Genomic DNA, 17835 nt, shown 5'->3' on the forward strand with positions numbered 1-17835 from the left:
GAACTCTGTTTGAAGCCCGCGAGTATAGCGTCATTTTTTACGCTCCCGAAAGAAGCGACAGCACTTTTTCTCGGGGCAGCAACTCCAGCACCGCGTCCAGCGATGGCGTCTGCACCGTGCCCAGCACCAAGAGGCGCACCGGCATCGCCAGCTGCGGCATCTTCAGGCCGGTGTCCAACAGCACTTGCTTGATGGCGGCAGCAATCGACGCTTTGTCCCAGGCACAGTCCTGCAGGGCCTGTGCCAAGGCGCGCAGTGCGGGGCGTACCGCGTCGGTGACGTGCTGGGCCAGGCTGGCGGCGTCAGGGCTGGCGTCGGTGTAGAAGCGGCTGACCCAATCTGCCAAGGCCACCGTGGTGTCGCAGCGGTCTTTGAGCAAATCGCACAGCCGCTCCAAGCGTGCGTCGGTGGGCAACGCACGTTCGGCCAGGTGGGCTGCCACCAGCGGTGCCAAGGCGCTGCCCGGCATGGCCTTGAGATGCTGGGCGTTGACCCAGCGCAGCTTGGCGTCGTCGAACTGCGCTGCGCTTTTGCCCAGGTGGTCCAGGCTGAACCACTCCAAAAATTGCGCGCGGCTAAAAATTTCGTCGTCACCGTGGCTCCAGCCCAGGCGCGCCAAGTAGTTGACCATGGCGTCGGGCAAAAAGCCTTCTTTGGCGTACTGGGTGACGGGCTTGGCGCCGTTGCGCTTGCTCAGCTTTTCGCCCTGCTCATTGAGCACGGTCGGCAGGTGCGCATAGACCGGTGGCTCGGCACCCAGCGCCCTAAAGATGTGAATCTGGCGCGGAGTGTTGTTGACGTGGTCGTCTCCGCGGATGACGTGGGTGATCGCCATGTCGATGTCGTCCACCACGACACAGAAGTTGTAGGTGGGCGTGCCCACCGCCTCGCCCGCTTGGGCGGGGCGCGCGATCACCAGATCGTCGAGCTCGTTGTTTTGGAATTCAACCCGACCTTTGACCTTGTCATCCCAAGCCACCACGCCGTCTTGCGGGGTCATGAAGCGCAGCACCGGTGCCACGCCGGAAGGGATGGGCGGCAACACCTTGCCGGGCGCGGGGCGCCAGGTGCCGTCGTAGCGGGGCTTTTCTTTGGCGGCCATTTGGCGTTCGCGCAGTGCATCGAGCTCCTCCACACCCATGTAGCAGGGGTAGACGAAGCCTTTAGCTTGCAGCTGGAGCAGGACTTCTTTGTAGCGGTCCATGCGCTGCATTTGGTAGAACGGCCCTTCGTCGTGGTCCAGCCCTAGCCAGGCCATGCCTTCCAGGATGACGTCCACCGCGGCCTGGGTGGAGCGCCCCACGTCGGTGTCTTCGATGCGCAGAATGAAGTCGCCCCCGGTGGAGCGGGCAAACGCCCAGGGGTACAGCGCCGAGCGGATGTTGCCAAGGTGGATGAAGCCGGTGGGCGATGGTGCAAATCGGGTGCGGGTGTGGGTCATGTCAAAGGGTGTCCAGGCCGCCAGCGAGGTCGGCAATGATGTCGTCGATGTGCTCCAGCCCCACTGCCACGCGCACCATGCCTTGGGTCACGCCCGCAACCTGCCGCTGGGCCTCGGTCAGGCGTCCGTGCGAGGTGCTGGCCGGGTGTGCAGCCAAGGTTTTGGTGTCGCCCAGGTTGGTGCACAGCGAGAGCACTTGCAAACTATCGAGCACATGGAAAGCGCGCGCACGCGCTTGCTTGGGCGCATCGGCGCGGACCTCGAAGGACAGCACCGCGCCGCCGCAGCCCGACTGCTGGCGCATGGCCAAGGCATGCTGCGGATGGCTGGGCAGGCCGGGGTAGTACACGCGCTGCACCGCGCTGCATTGCTCCAACCACTGGCCCAAGGCCAAGGCATTCGCCGACTGCGCGCGCATGCGGATGTCCAGCGTCTCCAGGCCCTTGAGCACCACCCATGCGTTGAAGGGCGCCAGGGTCATACCCGCACTCTTGAGCACGGGCAAAAACTTCTCGGTCACCAAGACCTGGCTGGCGCACAACGCTCCGGCCATGACGCGGCCTTGGCCATCGAGGTACTTGGTGCCCGAATGCATGATGATGTCCGCGCCCAAGCTGGCTGGGCGCTGCAGCGCGGGCGTGGCAAAGCAGTTGTCCACCGCCAGCAAGGCACCTGCGCCATGGGCGATGTCGGCCAGCGCCTGGATGTCGCACACCTCGGTCAAGGGGTTGGTCGGCGTCTCACAAAACAACAAGCGGGTGGTGGGTCGCACCGCCGCTGCCCAGGCGGTGGCATCGGTTTGCGACACAAAGCTGGACTCCACGCCGAACTTGGCCAAATCCGAGCCAATGAGCTTGATGGTGGAGCCAAACATCGATTGCGAGCACACCACATGGTCACCCGCCTTGAGCAGCCCCATGCACATCATCAGAATGGCCGACATGCCCGAAGCGGTGGACATGCAGGCTTCGGTGCCCTCCATCGCGGCCAAGCGCGCCTCCAAACTGGCCACGGTGGGGTTGCCATAGCGGCCGTAGGTAAAGCCGTCTTCGTCACCGGCGAAACGCGCAGCCGCGGTGGCGGCACTGGGCTGCACATAGCCACTGGTGAGGTACAGGGCTTCGGAGTTTTCGCCATACTGGCTGCGCTCCAGTGCGGCGCGCACCGCCAGAGTGTCGCGGTGCAGCGGGCGTGGGGATCGGGGCTGGGTCATGGTGGCGCGGTGTTTCAGTCTTGAAAGTTGGGCAGAGCTAGGCGGGAGTTGTCCTGGTCGGCTTCGTCCGTGCCCAAGCGGCCGGCGTTGAGGCGGGCGATGTCGTTGGCATTGATGTCGCCGGTGACATACACGCCATCAAAGCACGATGCATCGAAGCCATCCAAGCGGCCGTTGAGCGAGCCGATGGCCTTTTTCATGCCTTCAACGTCCTGGTAAATCAGGGCGTCGCAGCCGATGATTTCGCGGATCTGCTCCACCGTGCGGTTGTGCGCCACCAGCTCGCTGCTGGTGGGCATGTCAATGCCGTACACATTGGGAAAGCGCACTGGCGGCGCGGCGCTGGCCATGTAGACCTTGCGGGCACCGGCGTCGCGCGCCATTTGCACGATTTCTTTGGAGGTGGTGCCACGCACAATCGAGTCGTCCACCAAGAGCACATTGCGGCCTTTGAACTCGCTAGCTATCACATTGAGCTTTTGCCGCACCGACTTTTTGCGTACCGCTTGCCCCGGCATGATGAAGGTGCGCCCGACATAGCGGTTTTTGACAAAACCCTCGCGGTACGGCAAGCCCAGCAACTGCGCCAGCTGGGCGGCGCTGGGCCGGCTGGATTCGGGAATCGGGATGACCACGTCGATCTCGTTGGGCGGCACGGTGGAGATCACCCGCTTGGCCAGCGATTCACCCAAATTGAGCCGGGCCTGGTACACCGAAATGCCGTCCATCACCGAGTCCGGCCGGGCCAGGTACACGAATTCAAAAATGCAGGGCTTGAGCGTGGGCGACTGCGCACACTGCTGCGCATGTACCTGCCCTTGCAGGTCGATAAAGATGGCCTCACCCGGGTCCACGTTGCGCACAAACTGGTGGGAGGTGCCCTCCAGCGCCACCGACTCGCTGGCCAGCACCACGGTGTCCTGGCTCTTTCCCAGACACAGAGGGCGAATGCCGAACGGATCGCGAAACGCCAGCACGCCGTGCCCGGCAATCAGCGCGATCACCGCGTACGAGCCTTTCACGCGCAGGTGCACATTGCGCACCGCCGCAAACACATCGCGCGGCTGCAATGGCAAGCCGCGGGTGGTTTTTTCGATCTCATGGGCCAGCACGTTGAGCAGCACCTCCGAGTCGCTCTCGGTGTTGATATGCCGGTGGTCGGTGCTGAAGAGCTCGCTTTTGAGGGCGTGCGCGTTGGTCAGGTTGCCGTTGTGCACCAGCACGATGCCAAAGGGGGCATTCACGTAAAAGGGCTGCGCTTCCTCTTCGCTGAACGCATTGCCCGCCGTGGGGTAGCGCACCTGGCCCAGGCCGCAGTTACCGGGCAGCGAGCGCATATTGCGGGTGCGAAACACATCGCGCACCATGCCCTTGGCCTTGTGCATGAAGAACTTACGCTCTTGCTGGGTGACGATGCCCGCCGCATCCTGCCCCCGGTGTTGCAGCAGCAACAATGCGTCGTAAATCAGCTGGTTGACTGGCGCGTTGCTCACGACGCCGACTATTCCGCACATAGGGGGCACCTTCTCAAGGTAAATGTTTCCTGAAATCGTCTGGCAATGCGGGCTTGACCTGCGCCAACACCGCCTCGGCAGTGCGCGCGCCGACCGACTCGCGCCACGCCTGCGTCTCGCGCATCGGTGTGAGCCCCACCACCACCGTGGCCGCCAACACCAGCACCACCGCGCGCATCGCACCAAATCCTGCGCCCAACACCCGGTCAATGGGCCGCAGGCCCACCGAGGCCATGAGTTTGGAGATCAAAAACGCAAGCAGCCCGCCAGCAAAGACCACGGCCACAAACACCAGCGCAAATCCCGCTGCGTAACGCATCGACTCGCCCGCGCCTGCGATGGGCAAGCGCGCGCCAACGTCGGATGCAAACCACTGCGCCAGCACCACCGCCAGCACCCAGGCGGCGACCGAGAGAACTTCATGCACCAAGCCGCGCCAGGCCCCCAGCGCCACCGATCCCACCAGCACAGCCAACACTATCCAGTCGAGCGCTGCCAACTGCATCGGCCTGCTAGAGCGTGAGAATCGCCGCAGGGAGATTCAGCTTCTTGATTTTCTCGGCGGCCTTCTCTGCCTCGGCCCTGGTGGCAAACGGACCCACCCGCACCCGGATCTTCTTGCCCTCGGGCACCTGCACCACCTGTGCGTAAGTCTTCAAGCCGGCACGCTCTACTTTCTGGCGCGCCTCGCGGGCTTTGGAGGCATCCAAAAACGCACCAAACTGCACGATGTACCGCCCCGCCTCATCGGAGGGCGCGGGCTTGGCGTCCTTGGCGGCTGCCGGTTTGGCGTCTTGGGCCACGGTGGGCTTGGCATCTTTAGTCACAGCGGCTTCGGCACTTTTGCTGGCAGCGGGGGGCGCCCCAGCGTTGCTGTCTTGGATCGGCTTGGTTGGCGCAGCTGGGGTGCCGGCTGTGACAGCCGCTTTGACTTCAGACTTGGCGTCTGCTTTGACCTGTGCCACGGGTACTTGGGGCGCTGGCGCGGATGCAATTGCCGGTGAAGGTGACGGCGCGGGTGCAGCCGCAATCACGCCAGAGGCCGCGCGCGAGGCACCGGGCAGTGGCGCAATAGCAGCCGACGCAGCCACGGCCGCGAGCGGCGCGGTCTGGGCCTTGTCGGGAATTTCGATGGAAATGTCCAACGCAATCGGGCGCGGCTGGTTATCAAACAAGAGGGGGAAACCTACTACACCGAGCAGCACCAGCACCGCCGCACCGGCCAGCCGGTGGCGCGCACGCTGGCGCAGGGTTTGCGCGCTCTCGGGCGCTTGCGCCGGGGCCGTGGGCTCTTCATTCGACTTGCGGAATTTAAAGAATGCCATAGCTGCCCTGGGGTGGGAAAAACGCGGTTACAGGGGGAGGTGGCGCGATCGCAACTGGGGCACACCTTGCTGCAACACGCCACCGACGGTGTAGAACGATCCGAAGACGATGATTCTATCAGCGGGGTCTGCCGCATCGACCGCCGCCTGCAGAGCCAGCGAGGGGTTGGAAAACGCCCGCGCGCTGGCGTCTTTGCGGGTGTTTTGCGCCTCCCATGCCTGCTGGAGCTGGGCGCCGCTGGCGGCTCGGGGCGTGGGCAAATCGGTGCAATACCAGCGGTCCACCAGCGGCGAAAGCACGGCGAGCATGGGCGCGAGGTCCTTGTCTGCCATCGCGCCAAACACGGCATGGGTGGTGGGGTAAAAACCCATGGCGTCCAGGTTAGCGGCCAGTGCGGCGGCGGAGTGCGGGTTGTGGGCTACATCGAGCACGAGGGTGGGCTGGCCTGGCACGATCTGAAATCGGCCCGCCAGTTCTACGGCGGCCAACCCGGAGCGCACTGCTTGCGCGGTTACCGGCAAGCGCTCACGCAGCGCGCTCAAGGCAGCTAGCACACCAGCTGCATTGACCAGTTGGTTGGCACCACGCAGTGCTGGGTAGGCCAAGCCGCTGTAGCGCCGACCACGCCCGGCCCAGCCCCACTGCTGTTTGTCGCCCGAGACATTGAAATCGCGCCCCACGCGCCAGAGATCGGCACCCACCTCCAACGCGTGGTCCAGCACACTTTGGGGTGGCACCGGGTCGCTCACCACCACCGGCCGGCCGGTGCGCATGATGCCGGCCTTTTCGCGCCCGATGGATTCGCGGTCCGGGCCCAAAAACTCCATGTGGTCCAGGTCGATGCTGGTGATGATGGCGCAGTCGGTGTCGATGATATTGACCGCATCCAGGCGCCCCCCCAAGCCGACTTCCAACACCAGCACATCCAGCGGGGTGCGGCGCATCACCTCAAAGATGGCCAGGGTGCTGAACTCAAAGTAGGTCAGCGACACGGCATCGCCATCCACCCGAGCGCGCTCCACCGCGGCAAAACCTTCTACCAGCGCGACGCTGTCCACCGGCACACCACCCAAGCGCAAGCGCTCTTCAAATTGCACCAAATGAGGCGAGGTGTACACGCCGGTGCGGTAACCGGCCTGCAGCAAGATCGACTCCAACATGGCGCAGGTCGAACCCTTGCCGTTGGTGCCCGCCACGGTGATGACCGGACAACCAAACCGCAGCTGCATGCGCTGGGCCACGGTGCGCACGCGCTCCAAGCCCATGTCAATGTTTTTGGGGTGCAGGCGCTCGCAATGCGCGAGCCAATCGGATAGGGTGGTGGGGGTTTGCATGGCGCTGCGGATTGTCGCAGGGCTGGGGCAGCGAACGGGGACAGTCCGGTTCGTAAAATCGCCGGATGAGCACACCCGCCACCACCCTCTATGGCATCCCCAACTGCGACACCGTCAAGAGGGCGCGCGCCTGGCTGGTGGGGCACGAGCAGCACACCACCTTCCACGATTTCAAGAAACAAGGCGTACCTGAAGCGCGCCTAGACCACTGGCTGACCAAGTTGGGCTGGGAAGCGCTGCTCAACCGCAAAGGCAGCACTTGGCGCAAGCTTGACGCTGCAGCGCAAGCGGGGGTGACCGACCGCGCCAGTGCCCGCGCGCTGATGCTGAAGCACGCCAGCGTCATCAAGCGACCGGTGGTGGAGTGGGCCGACGCACAGGTGACGGTGGGTTTTGCGCCGCAAGATTGGGAGACGCGGCTCGGTTGAGCGAGGTGCACCGCTGAACATGGTCTGGTGCGCCCGCCGATTTATGTCGCTTGAGCGCAGCGCGCGACACAGCGCGGAACGGGCCTGTTAGGTGGCGTGCGCCTTCACCTAAAATTGTCGGCTTTCCCCAACCCAGCTTGCCCCATGACCACCTCCCAGATCGACCACGTCAGCGTCACCACCCAGGCCAATGTCTACTTTGACGGCAAATGCGTGAGCCACTCGCTGACGCTGGCCGACGGCAGCAAGAAATCGGTCGGCGTGGTGCTACCCGCCACGCTTACCTTCAGCACCGCCGCAGCCGAGATCATGGAGTGCGTGGCCGGCGGTTGCGAGTACAAGCTCGCTGGCAGCGACCAGTGGCTGCGCTCCGACGCGGGTCACCAGTTCAGCGTACCAGCCAACAGCAAGTTCGAAATCCGCGTGGCCCAGGCTTACCACTACATCTGTCATTACGCATAACTTGCGGCTGCGTTCGTCCCGAGTTTGCTATCCCCACTGAGCCACCTACGCCCACACCATGTCGAACACCATCCTGCAAAACCTCCCCGTCGGCCAAAAAGTCGGCATCGCTTTTTCTGGCGGGCTCGACACCAGCGCCGCGCTGCATTGGATGAAGCTCAAAGGCGCCATCCCCTACGCATACACCGCCAACCTGGGCCAGCCCGACGAGCCGGACTACGACGAGATTCCACGCAAAGCCATGCAGTACGGCGCCAAGCTGGCCCGCCTGATCGACTGCCGCCGCCAACTGGCGCACGAGGGCATCGCGGCGCTGCAAGCGGGCGCCTTCCATATCACCACTGCAGGCGCAACCTACTTCAACACCACGCCGCTGGGCCGCGCCGTCACCGGCACCATGCTGGTGGCCGCCATGAAGGAGGACGAGGTCAATATCTGGGGCGACGGCAGCACTTTCAAGGGCAACGACATTGAGCGCTTTTACCGCTACGGCCTGCTGACCAACCCCAGTCTGAAGATCTACAAGCCCTGGCTGGACCAGCTGTTCATCGACGAACTCGGCGGCCGCGCCGAGATGTCGGCCTTCATGACCCAGACGGGCTTTGGCTACAAGATGAGTGCAGAAAAGGCCTACAGCACCGACAGCAACATGCTGGGTGCCACGCACGAAGCCAAAGACCTGGAGCTGCTATCGAGTGGCATCAAGATCGTGAACCCTATCATGGGCGTGGCATTCTGGAAGGACGACGTCGAGGTCCAACGCGAAGAAGTGACCGTGCGCTTTGAGGAAGGTCAGCCAGTGGCACTCAACGGTGTGCGCTTTGAAGACCCGGTGGCGCTGATACTGGAAGCCAACCGTATTGGCGGACGCCACGGCCTGGGCATGAGCGACCAGATTGAGAACCGCATCATCGAAGCCAAGAGCCGCGGCATTTACGAAGCGCCCGGACTCGCGCTGCTGTTCATCGCCTACGAGCGCCTGATCACCGGCATCCACAACGAAGACACCATCGAGCAGTACCGGGACAACGGTCGCAAACTGGGCCGCCTGCTGTACCAAGGCCGCTGGTTCGACAGCCAGGCCATCATGTTGCGTGAGACCGCCCAACGCTGGGTGGCCCGCGCCATCACCGGCGAAGTCACGCTGGAACTGCGCCGCGGTAACGACTACAGCATCCTCAACACCGAGAGCCCCAACCTCACTTACGCGCCTGAGCGCCTCTCCATGGAGAAGGTCGAAGACGCGCCCTTCAGCCCGCTGGACCGCATCGGCCAGCTCACCATGCGCAACCTCGACATCACCGACACCCGCGCCAAGCTGGGCATTTACAGCGACGCCGGTCTGCTGCAGTTGGGCAAGGGCGATGACTTCCTGAAGCTAGGTTCCTGAGCCGACCTTCGGGCGCTGTGCAGCCGGCGGTTGCGCGTGGGAAGGGGCGCTAGTCTGAGTGAAGGGGAACGCCACTAAGCGGTGCGTCGCCCCAAGTACGCCGGGGCAATGGCGCGCATCGAAGCCGGCGTGATGCCCAAGATCTCTAGTCCTGGCACTGCGCCCGTGGGAACGTTGTCCACTTTCATCGAGTCCAGGTTGTCGCGGCTCATCAGCGGCGCACCGGGCGCGCACTCCATCAGCAGCGCCTGCAAATAGCCCGCCCAGTGCGGCAGCGGCAACACCGCGCGGCCTCGCCCACCACCCACACCGCTCCAGCCACCGGCCAATTGCACCAGCTGCTGCAGGGTGAAGACCTCGGGCCCGCACAACTCCAACACCAAGGGGCCCAAGCCGCGTCCGCTGCGCTGCAAACACTGCACCACCGCCTGCGCCACATCTTCCACCCACACCGGGGCAAAGCGGGCATCGGCACCGGCCAAGGGGACGAAGGGCGCGAGCCTTTGCAAGCTGGCAAAGAGGTTGAGGAACTTGTCTTCAGCGCCAAAGATCACGCTCGGTCGCAAAACGCTGACCTGCACGCCCTGCCCGTGCGTTGTGCCAAGTACCTGTCCTTGTGCCTGCGCTATCGCCAACTCGCCCAGTGACTTGCTGCGCAGGTACTTGGAGGGTGCGGTCTGGGGCGCATCAGGCGAGACGCCCAGAGCGCTGATGTGCACCAGCTGTTCGACCCGGTTGGCCACAGCAGCCTGCGCCACGCTGTTAGCCAGGGCCCCGTGGGTGCGCTCAAACTGCGCCGCGCTACCGTGCAGGATGGCCACGCAATTGACTACCGCGTCGTGGCCCGCCATCACTTGGCGCAGCGCTGCCGGGTCGTGGACGTCGAGCTCCAAGGCGGTGAGCGTGGGCAGGTGCAAGAGCTTGCGGGCGTTGTTGCGACGCCGCGTGGGCACCGTGACCGAAGCGCCCGCGCGCACCAGCTTTTCACACACGTGGGCACCAACAAAGCCGGTACCGCCCAAAACCAGAACATTTTTCATGGGGTGAATTTACCGCGTTGCCACACGTGCAGCCCGCACCAAGGGCAATAGGCCTCTAACGAAGGCAACAGGTGCATCTGGACATTGGGCTACAGCACCACCGGCTCGGGTTCGAGCAGGATGCCAAAGCGCTCGTACACGCTGGTCTGGATGGCGCGGGCCAGCGTCATCACCTCACCACCGCTGGCGCCTTCGCCTCCGTCGGCCATGCCGCGGTTGACCAGCACCAAAGCCTGCTTTTCGTAGACCCCGGCGCGCCCCACGGTTTTTCCGCGCCAGCCGCAGGCGTCAATCAACCATGCGGCAGCCAGCTTGACCGAGCCATCGGCCAGCCTGTAGTGCACCAGCCGGGGCTCGCGGGCGATGATGTCGGCACATTGCTCAGGCGTGACGGTGGGGTTCTTGAAAAAGCTGCCCGCGTTGCCCAGCACTGCCGGGTCGGGCAGCTTGGCGCGCCGGATGGCGCAGACCCAGTCAAACATCTGGCGGGCCGTGGGCTGGGAGCACTGGTGTTCGACCATTTTCTTCTCGATGTCGGCATAGCCCAGTACCGGCTTCCAAATCTTGGGGATGGCAAAGCGCACCTTGAGAATAAGGGCGCGGTCTTTGAGGCCCAGCGGCTGGTGGGCCGGCGCGCCGGACGTCGGCACGCTGCTGTGTTTGAACACCGAATCGCGGTAGCCAAACGCACACTGGCCCGCATCGAGCGTGAAGGTCTGGCCAGACTGCAAATCGATGGCGTCCAGCGAATCGAACCGATCTTGCAATTCAACACCATAGGCGCCGACGTTTTGCACCGGCGCGGCGCCCACAGTGCCAGGAATCAAGGCCATGTTCTCCAGCCCGGGCATGCCTTCATCCAGGGTCCAGGCCACAAAGTCGTGCCAGTTTTCCCCCGCTCCGGCTTCCACGATGAAGTGTTTGGGCGTCTCGCGCAGCAGCGCGCGGCCTTGGATCTCGACCTTCAGCACCAAGGGCTTCACATCGCCGGTGAGCACCAGGTTGCTGCCGCCACCCAATACAAATTTGTCTTGCGCCGCCAACTCCGGGTCGGCCAGGACGGCGAGCACATCGGCCTGGCTGGTCACTCGAACACATTGCCGGGCTTTGGCAACAATGTGGAAGGTGTTGCAGCCTTGTAAGGCAAGGTTTTTCTCGACTAACATGCGCCGATTGTCTCACCGCGAAATTCAGCCCCACCATGCCCTCATTCGATACGGTCTGCGACCCCGATCTGGTCGAAGTACGCAACGGCGTCGACAACACCACCAAAGAAATCCAAACCCGGTTTGACTTCAAAGGCACCTCAGCGGCCATTGAAATCAAGGACAAGGAAATCACGCTGACCGGCGACGCCGATTTTCAGTTGCAACAAATCCAGGATGTGCTGCGCAACAAGCTGACCAAGCGCGGCGTCGACGTGCGATTTTTGGACGTCGGAACGGCGCAAAAGGCGGGTGGCGACAAAGTGCGCCAGGTCATCAAGGTGCGCAGCGGCATCGAGGCCGAAACCGGCAAAAAAATCCAACGCCTGATCAAAGACAGCAAGATGAAAGTACAGGCCGCCATCCAGGGCGACGCAGTGCGTGTGACCGGCGCCAAACGCGACGATCTGCAAGCGGCCATGGCCTTGATCAAAAAAGAGTTGCCCGAAGTACCGTTGAGCTTCAACAACTTTCGGGACTGACACCGTCCCAGCGGATCACCGGGGCTTGCCCGCCCGCGCGGCCAGGACTCAGGCGTCGGCATGTGCGCCAGCCCACACGCCCAAGGCGTACACACCAGCGCTTGACCTCAGGACTTGGGCGGCTTGGATTTCTGTCCCAACCGGGACTCGGTGCCTTTGACCAAGCGGCTGATGTTTTCAGCGTGCCGCCACATCAGCAAACCGGCCATGGCAGTGATGGCCACGGCCACCTGCGCGTCCACCGCCCAAGCCACGCCATTGCCAAACAGGTAGTACATGGGCGCGAACACGGCTGCCGCGAGCGAGGCCAGCGACGAGTAGCGAAAGAAAAACGCAATGAGCACCCAAGTGGCCGCCGCCGCGAGCCCCAGAGCCCAATGCACGCCCACCAGCACCCCCAGCGCAGTGGCCACGCCCTTGCCACCGGCAAAGCCAAAAAACACGGGGTACAAATGGCCCAGAAACGCGGCCAACCCAACCAGCGCCACGGTGCCATCGCCCAAGCCATAGGGCGCGCCAAACCACTGCACCAGCGCCACCGGCAACCAGCCCTTGGCGGCGTCTAGCAGCAGCGTGACCACTGCAGCGGCCTTGGAGCCCGAGCGCAGCACATTGGTTGCTCCCGGGTTCTTGCTGCCAAAGGTGCGCGGATCGCGCAGCCCCATGGCCCGGCTGACCAGCACTGCAAAAGACAAAGACCCAATCAAATAGGCCAGCAGCGCGGCCGCAACAGGAGCTAAAGAAAGCAAGGAAGGCACGAATTCGGTCTCCAGTGAATTGGTTCGGGGCTGGGGCCTTACTCGGCCAAGGCGCACTGTACTGGCTTGGCGTCCAGCAGCGTGCAGCAGACCTGGGGCGCAATGCCGATCAAAAAACCTCGGCGCCCGCCGTTGATCAAGATTTTGGGCAGCGCCAGGATGGTCTCTTCGATGTACACCGGCATGGCGCGGCGGGTGGCAAACGGCGAGGTACCGCCGACCAGGTAGCCGCTGTGGCGCTGGGCCACGTCAGGGGCGCACGGCTCCACCGATTTGGCGCCAATCTGGCGCGCGAGGTTTTTGGTGGACACCTTGCGGTTGCCGTGCATGAGCACCACCAGCGGCTTGGCGTCCTGGTCTTGCATCACCAAGGTCTTGACCACATGGAACGGGTCCCAGCCCAGCACCAGGGCGCTGTGCTGCGCGCCACCGTGCTCCAGGTACTCGTAGGGGTGCTCACTGAAGTCAACCCGCTGCGCGCGCAACAGCTGGGTGGCGGGTGTTTCGCTGATGTGCTTTGCCATGCCGCTCACGCGCCGCGCACTTACACCGCGGGGTCGCGAATCTCCCAGCGAATAGCGTCGATTTGCTGAAGCAAATCGGTGGGCAAAGTGGTACCCCAAGCGTCGATGTCCTCATCGAGCTGCTCCAGGGTGGTCACACCGATGATGGTGCTGGCCACCTGCCATTTGGTGTAGCAAAACGCCAGTGCCAACTGGGTCGGGCTCATTCCAAACTGGGCAGCGAGCGCGTTGTAACGCAGCGCCGCCGCATACGCCTCTGGCCGGCCCCAGCGCTGCTTGCGCATGGACTCAAAACGCGCCAATCGTGCGGCCGCCGGTGCGCCCGGTCCGGTTAGACCGGTGTGGTCATACTTGCCGGTGAGCAAACCAAAGGCCAGCGGCGAGTACGCCAGCAAAGACACCTGCAAGCGGTGCATGGTTTCATCCAGACCGTTCTCCACCGTGCGGTTGAGCAGGCCATAGCAGTTTTGCACCGTGGCTATGCGCGGCAGGCCCAGCTGCTCGGCCACGCGCACGAACTCGTGCACGCCAAACGGCGTCTCGTTGGACAGGCCAATGGCGCGCACCTTGCCAGCGTCTACCAAGGTTTGCATCGCCCGCAACTGCGACTCGATGGAGTGGGTCTCTGGGTTGTCCTTGCTGGGGTCGAAATACATGCCGCCAAACATGGGCACCGTGCGTGCAGGCCAGTGGATTTGGTAGAGGTCGATCACATCGGTGCGCAGCCGTTGCAGGCTGGCCTCGCAGGCGGCGATGATGTCGGCGCCCGTCAGCAGCGGGCTGCCGTTGCGAATCCAGGGCATGCCGCGCGAGGGGCCGCACACCTTGGTCGCGATCACCACTTTGTCGCGTGCGCCCGGCGTGGCGTGCAGCCAGTCGCCAATGATTTTCTCGGTGGTCTGGAAGGTCTCGGGCTTGGGTGGCACCGCGTACAGCTCGGCGGTGTCGATGAAGTTGATGCCACGCTCCAGCGCGCGGTTGAGGATCTGGTAACTGCCGGGTGCATCCACCTGCTCCCCAAAAGTCATGGTGCCCAGGCAAATGGGGCTGACGTGCAGATCGCTGGTGCCGAGTTGGATGTTTTTCATGCTCTTCATTTTAGGTGGCAGACCGCGCCGCCCGGACCTCTTCCTGCAGGCGCAGCACGCGCCGCTGGACCTTGCCGGTGGTAGTCATGGGCAGGGCGTCCACGAACTCAATCTCTTTGGGGTATTCGTAAGGAGCCAACAGCCCCTTCACATGGTCTTGCAACTCGGCAACCAGGCGCTGCTGCTGCAAGTCCCGCGCTGCAGGATCGCCCCCACCAGAAGGCAGCGAGTCCGGCGCCAGCACCACATAGGCCTTGACCAGCGCGCCACGCTCGGCATCGGGCTTGGGCACCACCGCGGCATTGGCCACCGCCGGATGCTTGACCAGGCAGTTCTCGATCTCGCCGGGCCCGATGCGGTAGCCCGCCGACTTGAACACATCGTCGCTGCGCCCCTGGTACCAGAGATAACCCTCGGCGTCGCGCATGGCCAGGTCGCCGGTGCGGCACCAGTCGCCGCTGAACTTGTCTTGGGTGGCTTGGGGGTTTTTCCAGTACCCCAAGAAGAAGATGGGGTCGGGCTGGCCGTGGATGTCCAAGCGGTGCAGCGCGACCTCACCCACTTCGCCCGTCGCGCACTCTGCGCCCTGCCCATCAATCACTGCCACCCGGTGGCCGGGGTAGCCCATGCCCATGCTGCCGGGTTTGGGCTTCCAGTGCAGGGCGCAGTTGCCCACGATGTAGTTGATCTCGGTCTGGCCGAACATCTCATTGGGTGTCACGCCGAGCTGCTCTTGGCAGTAGCCAAACACTGCGTCGCCCATGGCTTCGCCCGCGCTCATCAGGGCCTGCAGCCGCAGCCCAAACTGCTGCGCCACGGTACGCTGGGCACTGCCGGGGTAGGCCTTCATCAGGGCCTTGATGGCGGTGGGAAACAAAAAGGTGTGCGTCACTTTGCAGCGCTGCATCAACTCCAGCGCGGTGCGCGGTGCAAAGCGCCCGCCGAACGCGACGATGGTGCAACCGAAGTACAGCGTGGGCAGCAAGGCGTCCATCAAGCCGCCGGTCCAGGCCCAGTCCGCCGGGGACCAAAACACCGCCTTGGATGACCGCGCGCCCTTTCTGTCAAAGCCAAACCAGTTTTGGCTGCACACAAAGCCCGAGAGGTTGCCAATGAGAGCGCGGTGCGGAATCAGCGCGCCTTTGGGGTTGCCGGTGGTGCCGCTGGTGTAAATCAGCACGGCCGGATCGTCGGCCGCCGTGGGTAGCACGGCAAAGTGTGCGGGTGCGGACTGCAAAGCGGATGCGAAATCCAATTGCGCAGTGCCAGCAGATGATGCTGCGCCATCCCCGTCAACCCCACCAGCGACACCGCTGTGGGCGCCGAGCGCCGCCACACCAATGACGCTGCGCAAAGTACGCACGTCATCGCGCGCCAGGTTCAAGGTCTCCAATGCACTGGCGTCGGCAATGGCCACCGCTGCCCCGCTGTCGGCCAAGCGGAAGGCCAGCGCATCGGGCCCAAAGAGCATGGACAAGGGCACGGCCACCGCGCCCATTTGCAGCACCGCCATGTAGGCCACCGCCGTCTCAAAGCGTTGCGGCATCACGATAGCCACCCGGTCGCCACGCGCCACGCCCAGCCCCGTCAGCACCTGCGAGAGCCGATTGGCTGCGTCCTGCAAGTCGGCATAGCTGTGGCTGTGCAGGCTACCGTCAGGCCACAGCGTGCGCACCGCCACGCGCCGCGCGCTGGCCGACGCAGCGGCCCAGCGGGCACTGCACACCTGCGCCATGTTGAACTGCGCGGGCACCTCCCAGCCAAAGTTGGCATGCAGTCGGCGGTAGCCTTCCGGCGCGCCAACCGCAGGTACCGTGCGCCCTGCGCGCTGGTCTGGCCTGCGCACGGTGCGCGGGTTGGCTGCGCGTGCGGTGCGCAAACCCGGTTCGCGTATTGCGCGCACGCTGGGCTTGCGTGCGGTGCGCTTGTCGCTCTGTGGACTCTTGGACACGGTGCGCCTCCTTATGATTGGGCGAATGTACCAAGCCAAACGCCACCCCCGCAGCGACTACCTGCCCATCCGCAACCTGCGCTACCACGCCCTGGTGTGGGGCCAGCCCCAAGAAGGTCAAGCGCCGTGGGTGCTGGTACATGGTTGGATGGATGTTGCGGCCAGCTACCAGTTTGTGGTGGATGCACTGGCGCAAGACCACTACCTCATCGCGCCTGACTGGCGCGGCTACGGACAAAGCCAAGCCGGTCCCGAAGGCACGCCGCAGGTGGACAGCTTTTGGTTCGCCGACTACCTGGCCGACCTGGACTTTTTGCTGGACCACTACGCCCCCAACCAGCAGGTCAACTTGGTGGGCCACAGCATGGGTGGCAACGTGGCCATGCTCTATGCCGGGGTGCGGCCCGAGCGCATCCGCCGCTTGATTAACCTCGAAGGATTTGGCATGCCCGCCACCGTGCCTCCGATGGCACCCGGGCGCTACGCCAAGTGGATGGACGAGCTCAAAAAGTTCCACGCCAACGCAGTCAGTCTCCAAAGCTACGACAGCGCCGACAGCGTGGCCCGCCGCCTCATGAAAACTAATCCGCGTCTCGCCTCCGATAAAGCCGCCTGGTTGGCCCGCCAATGGGCGCGGGAAAGCTCCAGCGGCACGTGGGAGATCCAAGGCCATGCGGCCCACAAACTTAGCACCCCGCTGCTGTACCGGGTTGAGGAGGTGCTGGCGATTTACCAGCGCATCACCGCACCGGTGCTGGCCGTGGAGGCCTCCGACAGCGGGCCCGACCAGTGGTGGAAAGGCGCGTACTCGCTCGCCCAGTACCACGAGCGCTTGCAGTCGGTTCCCAACGCGAGGGTCGCGCGCATAGACAACGCCGGCCACATGCTGCACCACGACCAGCCCGAGGCGCTGGCCGCGCTGATGGAGGGTTTTCTGGCGTGAGGCGGGAACTAAAATAGCCGACCAACCAAAACACACACCAGGACGGCCACCATGGAAGCAGAACGCATCAACCTCATCGGAACCCAACTCGCCGACCTCAGCGGCCGCGCGCTGGCGCTCCGGGGGTATCTTTGACTACCCAGCCAAAGCCGAGCGACTGCGCACCGTCAACGCCTCACTGGAAGACCCCAGCGTCTGGAATGACCCCAAGCGCGCCCAAGAACTGGGCAAAGAAAAAAAATTCTTAGACGCCACCGTACTCACCCTGGACAACCTGGAGCGCGAGCTGGCGGACAACGCCGAGTTGTTCGAGATGAGCAAGGAAGACGGCGACCAAGCCGGGCTGCTCACCATCGAGACCGAGACGGCCAAGCTCGCCGAGACCATCCAGGGGCTGGAGTTCCGGCGCATGTTCAACAACCCCGCCGATCCGCTGCCCGCGTTTCTGGACATCCAAGCCGGTGCAGGCGGCACCGAGGCCTGCGACTGGGCCAGCATGCTGCTGCGACAGTACCTGCGCTACGCCGAACGCAAGGGCTTTAGCGCCACCGTAGAAGACATCTCCGACGGCGATACCGCAGGCATCAAGAGCGCCACCATCAAAGTCGACGGCGAGTACGCCTTTGGCCTGCTGCGCACCGAAACCGGTGTGCACCGTTTGGTGCGCAAGAGCCCGTTTGACTCGTCGGGCGGCCGCCACACGTCTTTTGCCTCGTTGTTTGTGTATCCCGAAATC

General features: G+C 64.0%; 17 protein-coding genes and 1 pseudogene. 6 read left to right on the forward strand and 12 right to left on the reverse strand.

From position 1 onward, the window contains the following. Positions 1–37: 37 nt before the first annotated feature. From gltX to folC, 6 genes are read right to left on the reverse strand one after another with little or no spacing between them, the layout of a single operon-like run. Positions 38–1441 carry a glutamate--tRNA ligase gene (gene gltX, locus ACILRC_RS11925; RefSeq protein ID WP_395669591.1) on the reverse strand — a complete coding sequence of 468 codons (1404 nt, stop codon included), beginning with the start codon at positions 1439–1441 and terminating at the stop codon, positions 38–40. A gap of 1 nt (position 1442) precedes the next feature. Beyond that, entirely contained in the window at positions 1443–2654 is a 1212-nt protein-coding gene (locus ACILRC_RS11930) for an O-succinylhomoserine sulfhydrylase (RefSeq protein ID WP_395669592.1), read from the reverse strand. Between the two features lie 14 nt (positions 2655–2668). Next, positions 2669–4168: an amidophosphoribosyltransferase gene (gene purF / locus ACILRC_RS11935; RefSeq protein ID WP_395669593.1), complete on the reverse strand. Its 1500-nt coding sequence runs from the start codon at positions 4166–4168 to the stop codon at positions 2669–2671. 13 nt (positions 4169–4181) lie between these two features. Beyond that, a complete protein-coding gene (locus ACILRC_RS11940; protein WP_395669594.1) occupies positions 4182–4673 on the reverse strand; it encodes a CvpA family protein in 492 nt (163 codons plus the stop codon). Between the two features lie 7 nt (positions 4674–4680). Then, positions 4681–5493, reverse strand: coding sequence for an SPOR domain-containing protein (locus tag ACILRC_RS11945; protein WP_395669595.1), 813 nt, complete (start codon positions 5491–5493; stop codon positions 4681–4683). Between the two features lie 27 nt (positions 5494–5520). Continuing rightward, positions 5521–6828, reverse strand: a complete 1308-nt coding sequence (gene folC / locus ACILRC_RS11950; protein WP_395669596.1) for a bifunctional tetrahydrofolate synthase/dihydrofolate synthase — start codon at positions 6826–6828, stop codon at positions 5521–5523. A 65-nt stretch (positions 6829–6893) separates the two neighbouring features. On the opposite strand from folC, the gene ACILRC_RS11955 reads away from it, so the two are divergent. The 3 genes from ACILRC_RS11955 (at position 6894) to argG (ending at position 9108) form a co-directional block, all read left to right on the forward strand. Then, positions 6894–7256 (forward strand): arsenate reductase, encoded by a 363-nt coding sequence (locus ACILRC_RS11955; protein ID WP_395669597.1) that lies wholly within the window; start codon positions 6894–6896, stop codon positions 7254–7256. 144 nt (positions 7257–7400) lie between these two features. Then, complete coding sequence (locus tag ACILRC_RS11960; protein WP_395669598.1) at positions 7401–7718, forward strand: pyrimidine/purine nucleoside phosphorylase; 318 nt, start codon at positions 7401–7403, stop codon at positions 7716–7718. Between the two features lie 58 nt (positions 7719–7776). Beyond that, positions 7777–9108, forward strand: coding sequence for an argininosuccinate synthase (argG, locus tag ACILRC_RS11965; protein ID WP_395669599.1), 1332 nt, complete (start codon positions 7777–7779; stop codon positions 9106–9108). 74 nt (positions 9109–9182) lie between these two features. Here the strand turns inward: argG and ACILRC_RS11970 are convergent, their stop codons facing one another. Together ACILRC_RS11970 and murB are read right to left on the reverse strand one after the other, a co-directional pair. Next, on the reverse strand, positions 9183–10148 hold the full coding sequence (locus tag ACILRC_RS11970) for a complex I NDUFA9 subunit family protein (protein ID WP_395669600.1): 966 nt from the start codon (positions 10146–10148) through the stop codon (positions 9183–9185). Between the two features lie 89 nt (positions 10149–10237). Beyond that, positions 10238–11314 (reverse strand): UDP-N-acetylmuramate dehydrogenase, encoded by a 1077-nt coding sequence (gene murB, locus ACILRC_RS11975; RefSeq protein ID WP_395669601.1) that lies wholly within the window; start codon positions 11312–11314, stop codon positions 10238–10240. Positions 11315–11349: 35 nt separating this feature from the next. Between murB and ACILRC_RS11980 the strand changes: the two genes are divergently transcribed. Further along, entirely contained in the window at positions 11350–11835 is a 486-nt protein-coding gene (locus ACILRC_RS11980; protein ID WP_395669602.1) for a YajQ family cyclic di-GMP-binding protein, read from the forward strand. A 107-nt stretch (positions 11836–11942) separates the two neighbouring features. Here ACILRC_RS11980 and plsY read toward each other — a convergent pair whose 3' ends face one another. The 4 genes from plsY to ACILRC_RS12000 are packed head-to-tail and all read right to left on the reverse strand — an operon-like array spanning position 11943 to position 15940. Next, on the reverse strand, positions 11943–12584 hold the full coding sequence (plsY, locus tag ACILRC_RS11985; protein ID WP_395669607.1) for a glycerol-3-phosphate 1-O-acyltransferase PlsY: 642 nt from the start codon (positions 12582–12584) through the stop codon (positions 11943–11945). A gap of 47 nt (positions 12585–12631) precedes the next feature. Next, positions 12632–13117, reverse strand: coding sequence for an aminoacyl-tRNA deacylase (locus tag ACILRC_RS11990; protein WP_395669603.1), 486 nt, complete (start codon positions 13115–13117; stop codon positions 12632–12634). Positions 13118–13137: 20 nt separating this feature from the next. Then, positions 13138–14205 (reverse strand): aldo/keto reductase, encoded by a 1068-nt coding sequence (locus tag ACILRC_RS11995; protein WP_395669604.1) that lies wholly within the window; start codon positions 14203–14205, stop codon positions 13138–13140. Positions 14206–14215: 10 nt separating this feature from the next. Then, the gene (locus ACILRC_RS12000; protein WP_395669608.1) at positions 14216–15940 is read right to left on the reverse strand and encodes an acyl-CoA synthetase; all 1725 of its coding nucleotides are present in this window, start codon (positions 15938–15940) and stop codon (positions 14216–14218) included. 241 nt (positions 15941–16181) lie between these two features. Here ACILRC_RS12000 and ACILRC_RS12005 point away from each other — a divergent pair, with 241 nt between their 5' ends. Next, positions 16182–17099: an alpha/beta fold hydrolase gene (locus tag ACILRC_RS12005; RefSeq protein WP_395669605.1), complete on the forward strand. Its 918-nt coding sequence runs from the start codon at positions 16182–16184 to the stop codon at positions 17097–17099. Positions 17100–17150: 51 nt separating this feature from the next. Then, a pseudogene (locus ACILRC_RS12010) lies at positions 17151–17835 on the forward strand (PCRF domain-containing protein); the annotation flags it as partial.

Source organism: Rhodoferax sp. (genome assembly GCF_044236835.1).
In the GTDB taxonomy this organism is placed as follows: domain Bacteria; phylum Pseudomonadota; class Gammaproteobacteria; order Burkholderiales; family Burkholderiaceae_C; genus Allorhodoferax.